Consider the following 18961-nt stretch of genomic DNA (forward strand, 5'->3'; position numbering starts at 1 on the left):
ATATCTTTTTGTTATAACCATATGCCATTCTGTGTCGGCCACAAGCTTTTGGCGGAAGCCCCCGTCATCCGTTCATAAAGGGCTGTTCGGCCATGTCGGAACAATGCGGTGAACAGGTAGCAATAAAGAGCAACTTGGCTTACACAAATCCTGAACATAGTCCCCCATCTGTCTGCATCCGGCAGCATTTTTTGGAGAAGCTCATGAATATCGGCTCCTATACTTTTGACGAATTTCGCCGTCTGGCGGAGAATTTTCACGGTTATGCCGCTCCCGGCCTGCTTGTGGGCGGGTATATGGTTGAGCTGGCCAAGAGGCATGTGCCAGAAGGCACGCTTTTCGAAGCAGTGGTAGAATCCGGCAAATGCCTGCCCGACGCGGTGCAGTTGCTGACCCTGTGCAGCATCGGCAACGGCTGGATGAAGATACACAACCTGGGCCGCTATGCCGTGTCGCTTTTTGACAAGCATACGGGCGAAGGCGTGCGCGTGAGCGTTGATCCGGTAAAAATGGCCGCGTACCCCGAAATCGAAGCATGGTTTTTAAAGAAAAAAGCCAAAAAAGATCAGGATGTTCCCCGCCTTGAAGCCGAAATCGAACAGGCTGGCGACACCATTTGCAAGGTTGAGCCCATCAAGGTGAAGCGCCGCTTCATCGGGCACAAGCATATGTCGCGCATTGTCTGCTGTCCGGTGTGCGGGGAGGCCTATCCCGCTGAAGACGGCCCCGTGTGTCGGGGCTGTCAGGGCGAAGCCCCATATGTGGTTGCCCGGCGCGAAATAAAGGCCGCCGAGATCCACGAGGCCGCCACAGGCGTGCGCGTGGTGCCCGTGCAGGAAGCCGTGGGTCAGACCTTGGTTCACGATATGACCCGCATAGATCCTGGCCAGTTCAAGGGACCTGAATTCAAGGCGGGACAGCGCATCAGCGTGGGCGATATCTGCCGTCTGCAACAGATGGGGCGTTTTCATGTGGCGGTGACGGATGCCCCCGCCGGGGAAGGGGAGGTTCCTTCCTTTGCCTCTGGCGAGGACAGCCTTGTTCATGAGAATGAGGCGGCTGAGATTTTTGCCCGCCGCATGGCGGGTGAGGGCGTGAGTTATTCCCTGCCGCCCCGCGAGGGCAAGGTGGAATTTGTCGCGGCCAGGGACGGCCTTTTCAGCGTGGATGTGGAACGCATGCGCCGGTTTAACCTTGTGCCCGAAATAATGGTGGCTTCGCGGCAGGACGCCACCCTGGTCAAGCAGGACGGCCCCCTGGCAGGCACGCGGGCCATTCCGCTTTTCATTTCCCGTGAGCGGCTTTCACAGGCGCTTGAGGTTCTGGAAGGCGGGCCGCTCTTCAGCGTGCTGCCCCTGCGCAAGGCGCGCGTGGGCATTCTGGTGACAGGCACGGAAGTTTTTCAGGGCATAATCGAGGACAAGTTTATTCCCGTCATTACGGCCAAGGTTACCATGCTGGGGTGCAACGTGGTGAAGACGGACATTGTTCCCGACGACAGAAGCCTGATGGCCAAGGCCGTAGCCGGAATGCGCGAGGCCGGGGTTGACCTGCTGGTCACGACGGGCGGCCTTTCCGTTGATCCTGACGATGTGACCCGGCATGCCATGATGGATGCCGGTTTGACCGACGTGCTGCACGGCGTGCCCGTGCTGCCGGGCACCATGAGCCTTATGGGGCGCATCCCCGGTCCCGATGGCGACATGCAGGTGCTCGGCGTGCCCGCCTGTGCGCTTTACTACAAGACAACCTTTCTGGACCTGGTGTTGCCGCGTCTGCTGGCCAACCGTGGGATCACCCGCGCCGAACTTGCGCGCATGGGCGACGGGGGCTACTGCCTTTCCTGCCATACCTGTACCTGGCCAAAGTGCTGGTTTGGCAAGTAGGCGGGGACGCGGGCAGGGTTGATGCCTGATAGCATGTTTTTTCTTCTGCCCTGATGAAGGAAGAGCGCGGAAAGCAATCACATAACAAAGTGCAAAATAAAGGCGGCTGGCAGAACTGTGCTGGCTGCCTTTATTTTTTGTCAGGGCAACAGCGCTTCAGCCTGGGTTCGCACTCAAACCGCGTTGACGCCTGCATGCAGCCGACCAGGGCATTGCAATATGGAAATGCTCTGGTACCATACTAAAATACAATGAGAATTTTAATGGGTGGGGGTGTGGTGGAGGCCCATTTTGTAAAAGTGGGCCTCCACCACAAAGCTGTCCACGGTGACATTGCTCTAACAAGCAGATTTTAAGGATAAACCGCACAGTAAGGCAGTAGTTGCTGTCCTGATATCTTCAGGGGCGCGTTTTGTAAGAGCCCTGTTTTCAGTTTGGTATGCCTCACCGATTGTCTTACGCGGACTCTTGGGGTATTTAGCTAGCATAAAATATCGGTGCGATTTTTGAGAAATCTATTGTCGCGTGCTTCAGGCCATTTGGGAGCGTCCGTATTGGGGGCTTCGGTTTTGTGGCGTTTGGCGAAGTGTTACGGATAGTGCTAGCACAAGCGGCTTTGTGCCGAGCTTGAAAGCAGTTCTGCCATGCGCATGAAGAATGAAGCCGGGTACATAGATTGTTGTGCAGGAGCGCATGGTTTCTGTTTTTATGCATAAAATGGAATTTAATTTCTATTTATACTAATAAAAATCCGTTTTCTTTTTTGTGGAAAAGACATTTGAGACATTCACGCAAGCCACGTAAAGGCGTTCTTCCGGCAGATTCAGTACCCTTTAGCCGTCTGGTGCTAAAATGAACAAGAAAAGCACAATACTTGTATCGTTGCTCATAATGGCTGTAATGGCTTTTTTTTGTGTAATGACTCCCTGGGTTTTTGATGATTTTGGGTATGGGGCTGGCGGCTCGAGTCTTTCAGCCATGTTTGCTGCACAGGTTGATGAACACCTGCATTGGAGCGGCAAATTTGTCGGGCATTTTATGGCGCGGGTTCTGCTGCATGGCCCAGTCTGGCTGCATCCGGTGCTGACCCCGCTCATCTTTATGGGGCTTGTCTTCTCTGGAGTTTTGCTGGTTCTGGGCGCGCAGTGGCGTGAAAAGCTCCGGGCGTGGCATGTGGTGACGCTGGCAGGCCTTGTGTGGTTTGCGTTGCCGGCATTCGGCACAGTGTACTTCTGGCGCACGGGCACGCCGGACTATGGCTACAGCCTGGCCTTTGCCACAGCCTTTCTTGTGCCCTACCGGTTCTGGATAGATAAAAAGGACTACAGGCTTCCCGGAGGCCCCGTCTTTGCGCTTGCCGGTATTTTGGCCGGTTGCAGCAATGAAAACGTGGGCATGCTCGCAATTCTTGCGGCCTCTTGTGTCGCGATCTATCGCTTTCGCGGCGTCAAAAGGGTGCCGCTCTGGGCGGCTGCCGGCATTATGGGGGCCATTGGCGGCTGGCTTTTGATGATGACGGCTCCTGGCAATGTTGTGAGGCTGACAAGTCTGGGAGGGGCTGAAAAAATACCGGTATTGTCGCTGGATTCATTCCACAGATTTTTGACATTCTGGAGTTCGCAAGAACTTGAAATGCTGCCCTATGCCCTGATAGCCGTCGTTGCCGTATGGCTGCTGCGGCGTCAGGGCCGATTGAGACTTGCAACGGTTTTGCCGGGGCTGGTATTTTTTATCATGGCCCAGGCCAGTCTCGCCGCATTTCTGTTCAGTCCGTCCACGCCGTACCGTGCCATGTCCGCTACGTTTTTTTACATCGCGCTGTGCTGCTTTGCCTTTATTGTGGCCTGGGCGTCACAGAGCGGCGGCGCAAAGTTGCTCTATGCCGCTTTTTGCGCAGTGCTGCTGGCCAGCGTAGTTGTGGAGGCTGGGGTGTTTGTTGCGGCGCAACCCGCCATTGAAGCCAGAAACAAGGCAATGGCAGACGGAACCCTCACTGCGAGCTCATTGGGGTACCCGCAGACAGACAAGTATTTTTTCCCAGGCTATGATATTATTGAAGTTGATTCTTACGGACCCAAAAAACTTCAAATGGTTCCCTGGGACAGGGCCGTGAGCCTTGATATGCCCGGAACGGGCACAATACGCGCACTTGTCATTTGCAATGTTGTTTATCTGGACAATCTTCCGGCGGGCGAGGTGTCTGTTGCCGCTGTAGTCCACAGGCCGACGGTCGCCAGTAAGGTACAGGCCATTTTGCGCGGGCTTTCTCCCCTGACTGACAGCGAAACAACCTCTACTCCCGCCGTAACTTCGCGCTACGCTCCAGCCTCCGCAACGGTCGCTGCCGACGGCAAGGCTGCCCTGCACATTGAAGGAATTACGGATTTGAGCAGCCTTGCCTACGTGGCTGTCAGTGAGGCTGGCAAGCCCACGGTTTGGAAGCGGGTTGTGGTGGAAGCCTCTGGCATGTAGCCGCCTGTAGCCCCGTTGACGGACATTGCTTCCCGACAGGACCGTGCGAAGCCCGGGGCCGTGCTGCCCGACAGGAGGGTGAAACGCTCCGCAGCGCGCTGCCCAAAACTTTGCGGCAATGCCGACATCAAACTGCTGTCTGGGCGCATGCGAGCGCTATGGGAGGCGCGTCGCCATGTGGGCAGCCAGCGTCTGTGTCAGGCATGCGTTTGCGCGCGGTGGAAGAGCATAGGGCGGCATGGACCTGGACGGTTTTTATGGCCGCTTGTCCTTTCTGTCACACAGGGGCGCACGGCAGGCTGGGTTTCTCGCCTCGTACAAGGCGTCTTTGCGAGCGCATATTCACCCCGCCAAAAAAATCAGTTGTGGTTCTTTTTTTGAACAGGTCGCCTTTGCAGGTGCATTCGCGCCTCGCTGAAAAACCAGTTCAGCACATAACAACGCAGATAAACTCTAGTTACGCCTTTTCTGGATGACCAGATCACGCAGCAGTCAGCGCGCCTTCACACTGAATCTGCGCTGGCGTTCATGTCTTGCCTGCGCGCAGATTTTCTCAGGCCGTCCGGTATCCGGGCGGCCTGACGGTTTGAATGCCACTGTTGTTCTGGCAGCGTGGTGAATTTTTTTCACACAAAAATGAATAATAAAATTGTTGTATAAAACAGTATTAATTTCAGCGTGATATTGCGCAAAGCATGAAGGGGCTTTTAGCCCGGCAGGCGTGGCTCCGATACGTGTCGCGTTGTTATACATTTGTAATGGTATGACATTTTACCATGTGGAGAAAAATATCACAAAGTACTGAGAATCCAATATAAATAATCGTCCAACCTTGCGACATCACGATTTTTATAATATGGTGACTACGATTCTTTATGTCGTAAGATGGCGTCCGCATAGTGGTCGCCGATGCGATTTTCTGCGCGCCAGCCTGCCTCGGCCACGCGCATGTGATAGGCTCAAACAAGGAGAGGTCTTATGAAAAGCACCCGACGGAGTTTTCTCAAAGGGGTCGGTGCAGGGGTGTTATGCCTGACACTGGGGAACCTGGGCTTCGATCTGGGCGAAGCGCAGGCTTACGCCGTTAAACTCAAAATTGAAGGGGCTCGCGAAGTATCGAGCATCTGCCCCTTTTGTTCCGTTCAGTGTCAGATCATCGCCTATGTGAAAGACGGCAAGCTCGTCTCCACCGAGGGCGATCCGGACTTTCCCATTACCGAAGGCGCGCTCTGCGCCAAGGGTGCGGCCCTCTATTCGATGTATACAAGTGATCATCGTCTGAAAAAGCCCCTGTACCGCGCTCCTCACAGCGACAAGTGGGAAGAGAAGGACTGGGACTGGACCCTTGAGCAGATCGCGCGCCGCGTAAAAGACGCCCGCGACAAGGACATGATCCTCAAAAACGAAAAAGGCCAGACGGTCAACCGCCTGGAATCCATATTCTGGATGGGAACCTCGCACGCCTCCAACGAGGAATGCGCGGTTATCCATCAAGCCTTGCGCGGCCTGGGTGTTGTCCATATGGACCACCAGGCGCGGGTCTGACACAGCCCCACTGTTGCGGCTCTGGCAGAGTCGTTCGGACGCGGTGCAATGACCAACCACTGGATCGACATCAAGAATGCCGATGCGGTGCTTATTATCGGCAGTAATGCCGCTGAACATCATCCCGTGGCTTTCAAGTGGATCATGAAAGCCAAGGACAACGGGGCCGTGCTCATGCACGTCGACCCCAAATTCTCGCGCACATCCGCCAGGTGCGATTTCCACGTGCCCCTTCGTTCCGGCACGGACATCCCCTTCCTTGGCGGCATGGTCAACTATATCCTTGAAAACGGCTGTTATCACAAGGATTACGTCAACAACTACACCGACGCGGCCTTTGTGGTGGGCGACGGCTACGCCTTTAAAGACGGGCTCTTCAGCGGCTTCAACGCCGAGGCTCGCAAGTACGACAAAAAACTGTGGGCCAAGGCCGCAGGGCCTGACGGCGCGCCGGTCATCGACCCCACGCACAAGAACCCGCGTTGCGTCATCAACCTGATGAAAGACCATTATTCCCGCTACACACTCAAGAACGTCTCCGACGTTACGGGCGTGTCGCAGGAAAATCTGCTCAAGGTCTACAAGAACTTCTGCGCCACCGGCAGCCCTGACAAGGCAGGCACCATTCTTTACGCCCTGGGCTGGACACAGCATACCGTGGGCGTGCAGAACATCCGCCTTTCCACCCTTGTGCAGCTTCTGCTGGGCAACATCGGCGTCGCTGGCGGCGGCATCAACGCCCTGCGCGGCGAACCCAATGTGCAGGGCTCCACGGACCATGCCCTGTTGTACAACAACATCCCCGGCTATCACGGCACCCCGCAGGCTCCGTGGCAGACCCTGGCCGAATACAACAAGGCCAATACGCCGGTCACCACCCTGCCCAACAGCGCCAACTGGTGGGGCAACAGGCCAAAGTACGTAGCAAGTCTGCTCAAGGGCTGGTTCGGCGATGCCGCCACGCCCGAGAACGACTTCTGCTACAGCCTGCTGCCCAAGCTGGAGCCGGGCGAAGACTATTCGTACATGTATGTCATGGACAGGATATACAATAACAAGATCAAGGGCGGCTTCATCATGGGCGTGAACCCCATGAACAGCTTCCCCAACACCAACAAGATGCGGACAGCCCTGGACAATCTGGACTGGCTCGTCTGCTCTGAAATCCACAACTCCGAAACAACGGACAACTGGAAGCGCCCCGGGGTTGACCCCAAAACAAAGAAGACGGAAGTCTTCCTGCTGCCGTCGGCCCACCGCATTGAAAAGGCGGGCACCATCAGCAACAGCGGACGCTGGCTCCAGTGGTTTGATCAGGCTGTGCAGCCCGGCGGCGAAGCGCGTAACTTCGCTGACGTCGTCGTGCCCCTCTTCAACACCATCCGCAAGATGTACGCGCAAGAGGGCGGCGTGCTGCCCGATCCCATCCTGAAGATGCACTGGACCGACAAGTACGATCCCGAAGACTGGGCCAGACGCATCAACGGCTTCTTCTGGGCCGACTCCAAGGTGGGCGACAAGACCTACAAGCGCGGCCAGCTTGTGCCCGCGTTTGCCGCCCTCAAGGACGACGGCTCAACCTCTTCCCTCAACTGGATATACACGGGAAGCTGGACTGAAGAAGACGGCAACAAGTCACGCAGGCGCGACCCCAGCCAGACGCCCATGCAGGCCAACATCGGCCTCTTCCCCAACTGGTCGTGGTGCTGGCCCGTCAACCGCCGCATTCTGTACAACCGCGCTTCGGTGGACGTGAACGGCAAGCCCTTCAATCCCAAGAAAGCCGTTATTGAATGGGACGGCAGCAAGTGGGTGGGCGACGTGCCCGACGGCCCCTGGCCGCCCATGTCCGACCCCAAGGGCGGCAAGCTGCCCTTCATCATGGTCAAGGACGGGCATGCCCAGTTCTACGGCCCCGGCCCTGCCGACGGGCCTTTCCCCGAGCACTACGAACCTGCTGAAACGCCCCTGGCGAGCCATCCGTTCTCCAAGCAGATCAGCAGCCCTGTGTACAAGTACCACAAGTCGCCTCTGGACCAGATCGCGCCCCCGGCCGATCCGCGCTTCCCCATTGTGCTGACTACCTATAGCCTCACCGAGCACTGGTGCGGCGGCGGCGAAACACGCAACGTGCCCAACCTGCTTGAAGCCGAACCCCAGCTGTATGTGGAAATGAGCCACGAGCTGGCCAAGGAAAAGGGCATCAAGAACGGCGACGGCGTGTTGCTGGAAAGCGCACGCGGCAAGTGCGAAGCCATCGCCATGGTGACCGTGCGCATACGGCCCTTCACGGTTATGGGCAAGACTGTCCACCTTGTGGGCATGCCCTTCGCCTTCGGCTGGACAACGCCAAAATGCGGCGACTCCACCAACAGGCTTACTGTGGGCGCGTATGACCCCAATACCACCATTCCTGAGTCCAAGGCCTGCTGCGTGAACCTGCGCAAGGCCGACAAGCTGACCGAAATAGGCTAACGAGCAAGGCGCGTCCCCGTGAGGGGGCGCGCCCCACAAGGAGCATACTATGCCGAAAACATTCTTAGTTGACACCACGCGGTGCACGGCATGTCGTGGCTGCCAGTTGGCCTGTAAGGAATGGCACGATCTGCCCGCCAATCACACCAAGCAGCTCGGCACGCACCAGAACCCGCCGGACCTGAATCCGAACAACCTTAAAATTGTCCGGTTTCACGAATATGTGAACGATGAAGGCAACGTGGTATGGAACTTTTTTCCCGACCAGTGCCGCCATTGCCAGACCCCGCCCTGCATGGACGTGGCCGATATGAGCGTGCCCGGAGCCATTATTCAGGACAAGAAAACCGGCGCCGTGCTGGCTACGGACAAATCCGCGAAGCTCAGCGAAGAAGACGCCCAGGCCGTGCAGGAAGCCTGCCCCTACAACATCCCGAGGCGCGACCCCAAAAGCGGCCGCCTGACCAAGTGCGATATGTGCATTGACCGCGTTTCTGCGGGCATGCAGCCTATCTGCGTCAAAACCTGCCCCACCGGGGCCATGGTTTTCGGTGAGCGTGAAGAGATACTGCCTGTGGCCAAAAAGCGTCTTGAAACCGCCAAAAAGCGTTGGCCCAAGGCGTTTCTTGCCGATATGGAAGACGTCAGCGTCATCTATCTTCTGGCTGACACCAAGGACAAGTATTACGAGTTCGCATCCTTTATGTAGAGTGCCTCAGTCAGGTTTCAGTTTGGCATTGCCATAATTGTAAACTGAAATTATGCTGACTTACAGCAATGTAGCTATGGCCGTATTGGCGTTCGGGACGTCCCGCTCAAGGGTGGACAGCCGCGAATGCCAATACGGCCAGGCGAGGCGCTTGAATACGCCCGGTGAAATCCCTTTTTGCCGGAAGCTGGCCTGCCGCCCCTGCGGTCGGGCACGGCTTTGTATCAAGTGTGGCGCGTGGGGCTTCCTGCGCGCCTCTGTCACCTTTCGATCGGAGGTCGCGGCCTCCGGGTTTTGGAGCATCAATGGCCTTATCCCGCCAAAGCGTGGCAAAAACCCTGGAGGACGTGGCGGCGCGCCGTCCCGTACTGGAACCCGTACTGCGGGCTTTTGAACCTTTGCTGACGGCCCAGGCCCAACTGGCCGAAGACCTGGCCGACAGCGTACGCGCCACAGGGCTGCGCCTGCCGGAGCTTCAGACCGAAGCCATGACGCAGGGGCTTTCGCTGCTGGCTGGCATGCCTTTGAACGGCCTTGCCGCGCCCTTGCGCCGCAGTGCCGAAAAGCTGTTGCCCCTGCTGGCCGGGCTTGAGGCCATGGCCCCGCATATTGCCGCGCTGGAAGCTCTGCTGCTTGCGCCGGTGAAAAAGGTCTCCAAGAAAAAAACGACGGCCCAGGCAAAGCCCGACCCGCGTGAATCGCTGGCCGAAGCCATGCTTTCGGGCAACAGTGAGGAAGAGACGCGCCTTGCGGAGCAGTATGGCCTTGATCCCTCGGTACTGCTGTTCGCCTTTGGTTTTGTGCTTGCCCCTGTTCTGCGTGTCCTTGTGGCGCAGAGCCTGCCTGAAGAAGGGGATGCTCCCTGGGACGTGGGCAGCCAGTGGAAGCAGGGCTATTGCCCCGTGTGCGGCAGCTTTGCCAGTATAGGCTGGCTGGACAAGCCGATGCTGGATGAAAAAAATGCGTATCTTGCGGGCGGCGGCGGCAAAAAACATCTGCATTGCAGCCTGTGCGGCGCTGACTGGAAGTTTATGCGCCGCGTCTGTCCCTCATGCGGCGAAGATGGCTCGGGCGTGATGGAGATGATGCGCGAAAGCGAGGCGGCCCAGGGCGAGCGGTTGGACTGGTGCACCAAGTGCAAGAGCTATTGCCCCACCGTGGATTTGCGTGAACGGGAAGGAACCCCTGACCTTGACGCGCTGGCCCTTGGCATGATGCACTTGGATATGGTGGCGGCCCGCAAAAAACTGCGCCCGCTCAAACCTTCATTCTGGAATACGTTTTAGAGCATTTTACCTTTGAAAAAGCGTAAATGCCCTAACGCTGCACAAGAGTGCAGCGCGCCACAACGTGGCGTGGATTCAGCCGCAAATCGCATTTTTCGGCTGAATGAACACTTTGAAATGTGAGACAGTTCAAAGTGCATCTGCTCTAAGCAGGACTGGCGCTTTTGGCCGTCGCGTGGCGGCGGCAGCAGGCTGCGAGGCGTGGCGTAACCACTTCGCGCCGCCTGATGGAAGGCAAAAACGTCAGAATTTGTGTCAGACACGCTGCAACAAGAAGTTTTTGTTTTGCGGCTGAGCCGGGCTTTTTACCGCACTGCGGGCGTAGACACGCCCTTGCGCTGAAAATTCCTTCCTGGCCGGAGAATGAAATTTTCTTTTGCCATATGTTCTGAAAAGGCCGAAAGCATGCCGAACCGGGTAACCGGGAGGGAGCGCGTCCACCGCCATGGGGCTGTGGGCGAGACCCGGCGGCCGCCCGGTAAGGGCGCTCCGCATGCGCCAAGACATGAAGGTCTACTACCTCAGGAGGAGCTTGTTCATGAAAACCTTGGTCATCACTTTTTTTGCCCTGACTCTTTTGTGTGCCGGCGGAGCGCAGGCCCGCAGCGTCAAGGAGATGGCGGACGTCATCAAAAAACCCATTGAGATTGAAGCTTCCGGCTCCAAGCGCATGAACGTCATGTTCCCGCACACGGCGCACAAGGGCATCTCCTGTTTTCACTGTCACCACGAAGACGGCAGCGATGGGCGCTATGTTGCCTGCACAGAATGCCATGCCACGCCCGGCGCGCGCGAGCGTGACCCCATGAGCATGTTCATGGCCTTCCACTCCAATAACGGCGACCGTTCCTGCCTTGGCTGCCACAAGAAGCTCGCGGCTGAAAATCCCGGCAAGTTCCCGCAGTTCAAGGGCTGCCGTCCCTGCCACATGAGCCCCGCCGCGCGTGAAGCCGCCGCGGCCGAAAAAACCGCCAAACCGTAGTTTTCAACGCCGCTTTGCGGCAGTTGCGCCAATGTTCGGATGCCGGGCAGCGAAAGCTGTCCGGCATCTGTACGTTGGTGGCAGAACACTGGGTCTGCACGTAGTGAAAACACCAGTGCGGCCTGCCATAATGGAACGTCTGAGGGGCCTGTTAGTGGCAGTGCCTGCCTGTGGGGACTGTATGTAGTAAAAATTCTGTATGCCGAAAAACGGACGGACATTACTCATGCCCATGCCCAAGATATCAGAGAGCAGACACGCCAGCAGCAACGCCCGCCAGCGCCTATGCACCGTAGTAAAATGCAATAAAGGTTTTTGGGGGGGCGTGGGGGAGAAGACCCTTTTGCAAAAGGTCTTCTCCCCCACAAAGCATTTCAACGCGCCGTTCTCGAAAGGGCAGTTTTGCTATTGCCCAAAGGGCGTTCATCCATTGTCGCGCAGTTTTTCCACAAGACTTTCCACTGTCTTGGCCTGCTGCGACAGGTGGATCACGGCCTGGGCAGCCTCGGTCATGGTCTGGGCGCTATCTCGGGCCGCCTGACTGACGCTGCTGATGGTGCGGTTTACCTCTTCGCTGGCGGCGGACTGCTCTTCACTGGCGGCGGCAATGGCGCGCACCTGCCCCGCTGTGGTGTCGGCCATGCTGACAATAGCTTCAAGGGCAGAGCCGGATTTGCCGGCGCTGGCTGTAGCCAGTTTGACCTGAGCCACGGCTTCGTCCAGCGAGGCCATGCTGTGGGCCGTGCTTTTTTGCATGGCGGTGATGGCGGCTCCCACATCGTGGGTAGACGCCATCGTCTTTTCCGCCAGCTTGCGCACTTCGTCGGCCACTACGGCAAAGCCGCGCCCGGCTTCACCCGCGCGGGCCGCTTCTATGGCTGCGTTAAGTGCCAGCAGGTTTGTCTGATCCGCAATGTCGGAAATGAAGCCCATGATGCGGCTGATGTCGCGGGCGCGGGCATTAAGATCATCCATGTCGGTCTTGAGCCGCTCCGAAACCTCGTTGACGCTGTTGATGCTGTCCAGAGCCTGCCGCACGACCAGTGCCCCTTCTTCGGCGCTGGCCCGCGTTCCGGCTGAGGCCTGCGCGGCCTGCCCGGCATTGTCGGCCACCTGCCGAACCGTGACGTTCATCTGTTCCATAGCGGTGGCGGCGCCGTCCAGGTTTTCCGCCGTGGTCGTGGCCCCCTGGCTTGACTGCTCGATCTGCCGCGTCAACTGGCCTGATGCTGCCGTCAGGTTATGGGCAACGCCCTCAAGCTGGGCGGCCGCGTGCAGGAGGGTTTCTGTCCTGCCCTGCGCCTGCGTCCGCGCGTCCTCGGCTTCACGCAGGGCCGCTTCGGCCCTTTGCGACTGACTCAGGGCCATCTGCGACTGCGCGTCGGCATTGCTGATGTGTGCCTGCAACGAAGCCACCATAGACATGATGGAGGCATACACCCCGCGGCGGTTTTTGGGGCCGCCGTCGGCGTCCGTCTGGTAATCCCCTTTGGCCACACGCTGTGCAAGGATGTTGAGCTGGCCGGGGTCTATGCCCAACTGGCGTTTGACGGAAAGGATCAGCAGGCAGGTCACGCAAACGCTGAACAGCAGCGCCGCACCGGTAAGGCCCACAGCCATGTTTTGCGACTGCGCGGCAATATGGCGCGCGGCTTCGGCGGCCTGGCGGCTGCGGGCCGTATCCCGGTCAAGCACCTGTTCGTAAAATCGCGCCAACCGCAGAAAATTGGCCCTGCTGCGGTCAAAAAGGGCCACGGCCGCTTCGCTTTCACCCTCTTTGGCAAGTTCGATAATCTGCTGGCGATTCCGGGCGTCTTCCTGCGTGGCGGCGGCGATGTGTTCCAGCAGTTCCGGCAGGCTCGCGGCCTGATTTTCTCCGTCCTGGCCGGGAGCGCTGGCGGCGTCTGGCGGGGTGCATTCTTCGGGCACGGGGCGGGACGCCAGTTCCGCGTAGTTTTTTTCGTGCTCGGCCAGGGCGCGCAGGGCGCGATTAATGCGCGAGGTATATTCGGTTATGGTCACCCTGTCTGTACGGGTGCTTACGGCAGCCAGATCTGACCTCATGGAATAGAGCAGGCTATTCATGGATTGAACAGCCACCACCGAAGGAATGACGGTCTCCGTGATGTGGTCGACAGTGGCGGTGATTTTTTGGCAGTTGCGCATATAGACCGCAAAAAGAAGCACCATAAAAAAAATGATGCTGCAAAACGAAAGAACCAGTTTTGCGCTCAGCTTCATTGGCATCCTCAGTCCTTATTGTGGTTAACGCCCGAATCCGTCCATCGGCCCGCCAGTGGCGGCCAATATCCGCAGGCGGTTGTTATTCCGCGCTGGTTTCGGTTGCGGGGGCATCCTGGCAGTCGTCAAACATATAATTGTTGCCCGCCAGCTGCTTGCAGCGCTTTTTCAGGCTGGCGGCGGCCCGCGCCAGATCAAAGCTGCTCTGAAAGCAGGTGGCGCAGACGCCCACAATGGTCAGGGACATGAGAGGAAAGCGCTCTTCCTGCTGGTTGCGGTTTTTGCCTTCAATGTAGCCGTTCTGGAAATCTTCGGCGTTATAGTAGGCGGACACGCCCTGGGCAAAGGCGCTGATGATGTCCTGGCAGACCTTTTCAGCTTTGGAGCGGTCGGTGACGGCTATGAAATCGTCGCCGCCGATATGCCCCACAAAATCGCCCTGAGGCGTGTTTTCGCTAATAATGGACGCCAGACGCTTGAGCACGCGGTCGCCGTTTTTGAAGCCGTATTTGTCGTTGTAAGCCTTGAAGTTGTCGATATCGAAGTAGAGGACGCTCTTGTCCAGATTGAGCCGTACAAGGCGTTCCAGCTCAATGTCTATAAGGGCGTTGCCCGGCAGTTCGGAGAGGGGATTGAGCTGGCGCGCGTTGGCCACCTCAAGCTCGATGCTTTTTTCAAGCAGCTCGCGCACCGTGACGATGCCCGCGTATTTGCCGTCGCGGGTGACGGTGACAAAGTCGTATATCTGGTTGTTCTCGCGGCGCATGGCATGGCGGGAAACAACGTCAATGGTGGTCTGGTGGTCAACGCTTAAAAAGCTCCTGTCCATAACCGAGGCGACGGTTTTTCCGGCAAACAGCGAAAAGCCGAAACGCCCGCTCAACTGACGGTGCAGGCGGTGGCGCATGACGGTGCCCACAGGCTTGCCCTCGTCCACCACGCAGAGGCCCTGCAGGCTTTCATCATGTTCGAAGCGCTCGACAGCCTCCAGCACCGGCAGGGATGGGGGAACGGTGAAGCCGGGGCGGATGATGTGCCGCACGTGGAACTTGTGCACGCGCGCGCCGAAAAAGCGGTTCTTTATCTTGTTTTCGCGGTGGATGAAACGCACCACATGTTCCATGATGGGCTGCGGATGCAGGGCGGGACGCTGGATGAAGTAGCCCTGACCGTAGGGCACGTCAAAGCTGATCAGGGTCGCCATCTCTTCTTCCGTTTCAATGCCCTCGGCAATGATGCGGGTATTGGTCAGGGAGGCGAATTCCTGCATGCTCTTGATAAGCGCCTGACGGGTGAGGTCTTTGTCCACACCGCGAATGAGGCGCATATCCAGCTTGATGAAGTGCGGCTGCACATCTGAAATGAGATTGAGGCCGGAATATCCGGCCCCTGCGTCGTCAATGCTTATCTGGTAGTTTTGGGCCTTGTAGTGCTCGATGATTTTTTTGAAGCCGCGCAGGTTGTCCACGGATTCGCGTTCCGTGATTTCAAACACCATATCTTCGGCGCTGAGGGCAAACCGGGTGAGGTACTCCTTGGTGAAGCCCACGCCGAAATGCGGGTCCTGTATAATGTTGGGATTGACGTTAAGGAACAGGCGTATGCCCGTGGCTATCTGGCGCGCCGCCCGAAGGGCGCTGTAGCGGAACAGGTGTTCCAGCTCAAGCATGCGCCCGTGGCGCAGGGCCGCGTTGATGAGGGCTTCGGGACCTTCAAGGGGGCTGCCCGCAGGGCCGCGCCCCAGCGCTTCGTAACCAAAAATGGAGCCGTCCCGCAGGGATATTATGGGCTGCAGCACACTGTGGATGCTTTTGTTATGCAAAATGTCCCACAGGGTCTGTCGTTCCTCCGCTGCCAGCGCGGTTGCCCGTGCGGCGGCGCGTGCGGCGGCCCGCATGGCGGCCAGAGGTTTTTCCAGAGGACGCGGGCCTGGGCACAGGATCAGCGGTTCATTGCCGGAAGTAGGTGGGTTTGGCACTAACGGCGTGGGCATATGCAGTCTCCGGTAGGATGATGAATTGCCCAAAGAAGTAGCGCTCAAATATGACAATACAGTGACGGTATGACAGGTTTTTGCGTAAGGTGGCGGTTAGCGCGTGTTGTGGGATGCTATTGGTAATAGTATGTGATACAAGTGGTTTATGTTTTGGCCGCCGCGTGCCGTGCGGGAGAATGTTACGGGCAGGCGCTACAGCCGAGAGGCGAGCGCAATAATGACACAAAGCGCAGACTGTCTCTGCGACATAAATTTGCGCGCTTCCAGAAGATTTTTACCCACAAAACCGCGCAGAGGCGTTTCTGGGGCAACGCAGCCTTACGGCGCACGCAGGGTCGTGTCGCCCTGAGCGTTGACGGCCTCTCGCACGGGCAGGGTGTGTGAGGGCAGGGCATATGATGGGGCAGGGCAGTGTACAAGTCAGGGCATGTGCGCAGGAAAGGGTATGCGTACAAGGCAGATACACAGTACTGCGGACAGACATCGCGCTTTTGGAGGATTGACCTTCCCCCCTAAAAGTATGCCATCCGGTTTGGGGTGGTTGGACGTTGCAAAAAAAAGTGCGCCCCTGAAAAGTCTCGGGGGCGCACATGGTGTCGCGGATGGAAAGGTATGTTGCCGCAGCCCCATGCAGTCAGGGCCGGGCCGTTTTCGGGGAAGAGTGTTGCTAAAAGGCTGCGCTGTTGTGGGCACAAACCTTATTTGTATCGGTGCTTGGTTATATGTTTTTTCTTTGTTTCGCTCTTGCCTTTCTGCGTTCATCTTCTTCAAGCTGGGCACGCCGCTTGTCGAAGGGCACTCAGCCGCAAGTCATGCTGTCTATGGGCAGCCAGCCTTTTTTGATGGCAAGCAGATAGAAAACTGCAATGCCGCCAAAGACCAGCAATAAAATCAAGACGTCTGCCATAGTGTCTCCTGCTAACGGGGGGGCACGCAACGCGATCATACGCAGTTGCGGCGGTTGTCAGTCGCAAACCTCGGCGCAGAGCCGGTTTCACGCCTGATCAGCGTTTGGCATGGCAAAGGCCAAGACCATTTTTTTGTAAAATTGTTCGGGCGGTTGCGTGAACCAGCACAAGCCGGAAGACGCAGGCCGGTGTTCCTGCACATTTACGCACCGATGCGGCGTCTTCAAACATTGAGAAAACCTATTCTCAAAGGTGGGGTGTTCCGCGAGGGGCAGCGCCATACTCTCAACATAGTGCTGGACAGGGTAAAGTCCAGCCTCGGAGTCCTGCGCGCGCAAGGGTGTTATACATAGCCCAGAACTATGGATGTGGCAATGCAGAGGCGAGGAGCCTCGCGCGGACAAAAACCTTGAAAATTCCGCCTGTCAGCGGCTTGCAGCAGCGGGGGCACGGGCGCAGGACGGCGGTAGAATGCCCATAAACAGCGCTGTCAGTTCAGGATACGCAGGGCAGAGGTCAAGCCAGAAAGGCATCAACCCAGGGATGAGAGTATCCCGCCCCGGCTGCGCAATAAAGGATCCGTTTCATCGGGCAGTGCGTTTTTTGCCGCGCGGGTAAGTATTTCGGCCTGTTCATTCATAAAATTTTGTTCGCTTGTATACGACGTTGCCAACGCTGTGTAATTGGCGTCGAGCGCAGCAACAATGCTGCCGTAGTCTGCAAGGGAATTCACAAGCGCTGTCAGATCAGCAGGTTGGATGGCGTTCAAATCTACCGACGTCAAGTCTTTCAGCCCTGACAGAGAATAGAGGGAAAATTTTGAGGTTCCATAGCCCAGCTGGATTGGCACTGTGGCCGTCGCGCCATCACCGCTGACCGTCAAACGTTTGTCCGTGCTCCAGCCATTGCTGTCCAAAAGGGATATGCCGTTGTACTGCGTGCCGGATACCGTAGCGGCAAGTGTTGTCGCCAGGCTTTTAAACGTGGGGCTTGCCGTGGCGCTCTGGCTGGGGTCTGCCTGAACTTTTTGAGCAAGGGCAAGCATTTGACTCAGTGTGGCGCTCAGGGAAGAGGCGGCATTCGCAATGCTGTCTGCCATGGCCGCAGCCTCGGAGGCATTTTTTGCGCCCTGCCGGAGCATGGCGGAATTGCTCCTGATTTTTCCTGTCAGAGCCTCGGCCATGATCTGCCTGCCGGACTTGCCGCGCGACGTGGCTGTACGCTGGGGCATATTATCGAGCAAAAGCTCCAGGCTACCGCTTTTCAGGAACGAATACGCCATGATCTGATCGAAAAAATCCATGCTATGCCTCGGCTGCTTTTAGACGTCAAAAGTCAGACGCTTCAAACTGATTATCGGCAATTCCCCATAAAGTGTTAGTCGTGCAAGGCGAAGGCGAAGCTGGCGCGGGTATGAGCATCTGCCTTACAGAAGGGATATGTCCTGTCCCGACAGTGGGTTGGGAGGGGTAGGTCCGTTGGGCCATGAGTAAAATTTTACACGGAAGCCGACCCCACATGAGCAAAATAAGAAAATTGGGTTTCCTTAATAGAACGGGAAAGTTTTTTAGATATCTGAAACGGTTGCCATGGCTCTTTTTATGGGAAAAAAGTATTTATAGCCGTTTCACTCCACTTAAGCTGAAAGCAGTATCTGTTTTTCGGCATAATGTTTGCTAAGGAGGTCCCTACACAAAATGTCAGAATAAACTGCCCCCCAGCAAAGTGTTTCATTGAAAAGCGAGTGTCTCTGACATGGAAGCGCAGAAATGAAACGAAGCAGATGCACCGGGGAGCAACTCATTGGATAGCGGCTAGAAATTCAGCGGCAATGCAATGGATGCATGGGCATTTGAGCACTGTGCGCAGATTGAGTTTATTTGTGCGGGAACGCCAACGGGTAATGGACATATTGAAAGCGTTAACGGGACATTCATGGATAAGTGCTTAAACCAGAATGTGTTTCTATCGCGCACGAAGCCTGAAGAACTGTTGAAGCCTAGCAGCAGGATTATAGCCAACGGCATCCGCACAGCTTATTAGGCTGGTTAACACTGGAAGAATTTTGCGAGAAGAATATTACCTGTAATCCAATGGTAACTACCAGCTTAAAAGTGGTATACACAGTTGTGTTAGATCAATGGTTACACAATGTTGAATACCTAAAAAAAGTTAGTAAATGGTATAACGGAGCTGCTGTATTGACAGTTCGTTCCTGATCGCGTATCTACCTGGAAAATATTTTAGTGATAGCTTTCGAGCGTCACGGGGGAGGCGCCTGCTCCCCCCCTTTCTACCATGAGAGCCTTTCCCATTTATTCAGGAAAACGGCTCTGGCCAGTCTTACTGGTCTGCAAGAACTTCTTGCAATCCCCAATCCCCCGATCTGGACCAACTTGGTCATATTGTTACGTTAGCCCGTGCGTGCATGATGTTGTGTGTGCTAACTCAAGTTAGGAAT

11 protein-coding genes are annotated in these 18961 nt (G+C 56.8%); 7 read left to right on the forward strand and 4 right to left on the reverse strand.

Features of this window, described 5'->3' with window-relative positions; translation table 11 throughout:
• Positions 1–203 precede the first annotated feature (203 nt).
• A complete protein-coding gene (locus tag BCS36_RS00685) occupies positions 204–1886 on the forward strand; it encodes an FmdE family protein (protein ID WP_291301012.1) in 1683 nt (560 codons plus the stop codon).
• 852 nt (positions 1887–2738) lie between these two features.
• Positions 2739–4358 carry a DUF6056 family protein gene (locus BCS36_RS00690; protein ID WP_291301013.1) on the forward strand — a complete coding sequence of 540 codons (1620 nt, stop codon included), beginning with the start codon at positions 2739–2741 and terminating at the stop codon, positions 4356–4358.
• A gap of 492 nt (positions 4359–4850) precedes the next feature.
• Here BCS36_RS00690 and BCS36_RS00695 read toward each other — a convergent pair whose 3' ends face one another.
• A complete protein-coding gene (locus tag BCS36_RS00695; protein WP_291301014.1) occupies positions 4851–5111 on the reverse strand; it encodes a hypothetical protein in 261 nt (86 codons plus the stop codon).
• A gap of 225 nt (positions 5112–5336) precedes the next feature.
• Here BCS36_RS00695 and fdnG point away from each other — a divergent pair, with 225 nt between their 5' ends.
• The 4 genes from fdnG (at position 5337) to BCS36_RS00715 (ending at position 11355) form a co-directional block, all read left to right on the forward strand.
• A complete protein-coding gene (fdnG, locus tag BCS36_RS00700) occupies positions 5337–8378 on the forward strand; it encodes a formate dehydrogenase-N subunit alpha (protein ID WP_291301015.1) in 3042 nt (1013 codons plus the stop codon).
• 49 nt (positions 8379–8427) lie between these two features.
• Positions 8428–9087 (forward strand): 4Fe-4S dicluster domain-containing protein, encoded by a 660-nt coding sequence (locus tag BCS36_RS00705; protein ID WP_291301016.1) that lies wholly within the window; start codon positions 8428–8430, stop codon positions 9085–9087.
• Positions 9088–9413: 326 nt separating this feature from the next.
• Complete coding sequence (locus tag BCS36_RS00710) at positions 9414–10373, forward strand: formate dehydrogenase accessory protein FdhE (RefSeq protein WP_367209034.1); 960 nt, start codon at positions 9414–9416, stop codon at positions 10371–10373.
• 538 nt (positions 10374–10911) lie between these two features.
• Positions 10912–11355 (forward strand): cytochrome c3 family protein, encoded by a 444-nt coding sequence (locus BCS36_RS00715; protein ID WP_291301018.1) that lies wholly within the window; start codon positions 10912–10914, stop codon positions 11353–11355.
• A gap of 423 nt (positions 11356–11778) precedes the next feature.
• On the opposite strand, the gene BCS36_RS00720 is transcribed toward BCS36_RS00715, so the two are convergent.
• From BCS36_RS00720 to BCS36_RS00730, 3 genes are all read right to left on the reverse strand, one after another.
• Positions 11779–13596, reverse strand: coding sequence for a methyl-accepting chemotaxis protein (locus BCS36_RS00720; protein WP_291301019.1), 1818 nt, complete (start codon positions 13594–13596; stop codon positions 11779–11781).
• 82 nt (positions 13597–13678) lie between these two features.
• Positions 13679–15589: a GGDEF domain-containing protein gene (locus BCS36_RS00725; RefSeq protein ID WP_291301020.1), complete on the reverse strand. Its 1911-nt coding sequence runs from the start codon at positions 15587–15589 to the stop codon at positions 13679–13681.
• Between the two features lie 1443 nt (positions 15590–17032).
• Positions 17033–17803 (reverse strand): hypothetical protein, encoded by a 771-nt coding sequence (locus BCS36_RS00730; protein WP_291301021.1) that lies wholly within the window; start codon positions 17801–17803, stop codon positions 17033–17035.
• A 533-nt stretch (positions 17804–18336) separates the two neighbouring features.
• Here BCS36_RS00730 and BCS36_RS14115 point away from each other — a divergent pair.
• Positions 18337–18543, forward strand: coding sequence for an integrase core domain-containing protein (locus BCS36_RS14115; protein ID WP_367209036.1), 207 nt, complete (start codon positions 18337–18339; stop codon positions 18541–18543).
• Positions 18544–18961: the final 418 nt, after the last annotated feature.

The sequence above is a fragment of the Desulfovibrio sp. MES5 genome, from assembly GCF_002237645.1.
In the GTDB taxonomy this organism is placed as follows: Bacteria; Desulfobacterota; Desulfovibrionia; order Desulfovibrionales; family Desulfovibrionaceae; genus Desulfovibrio.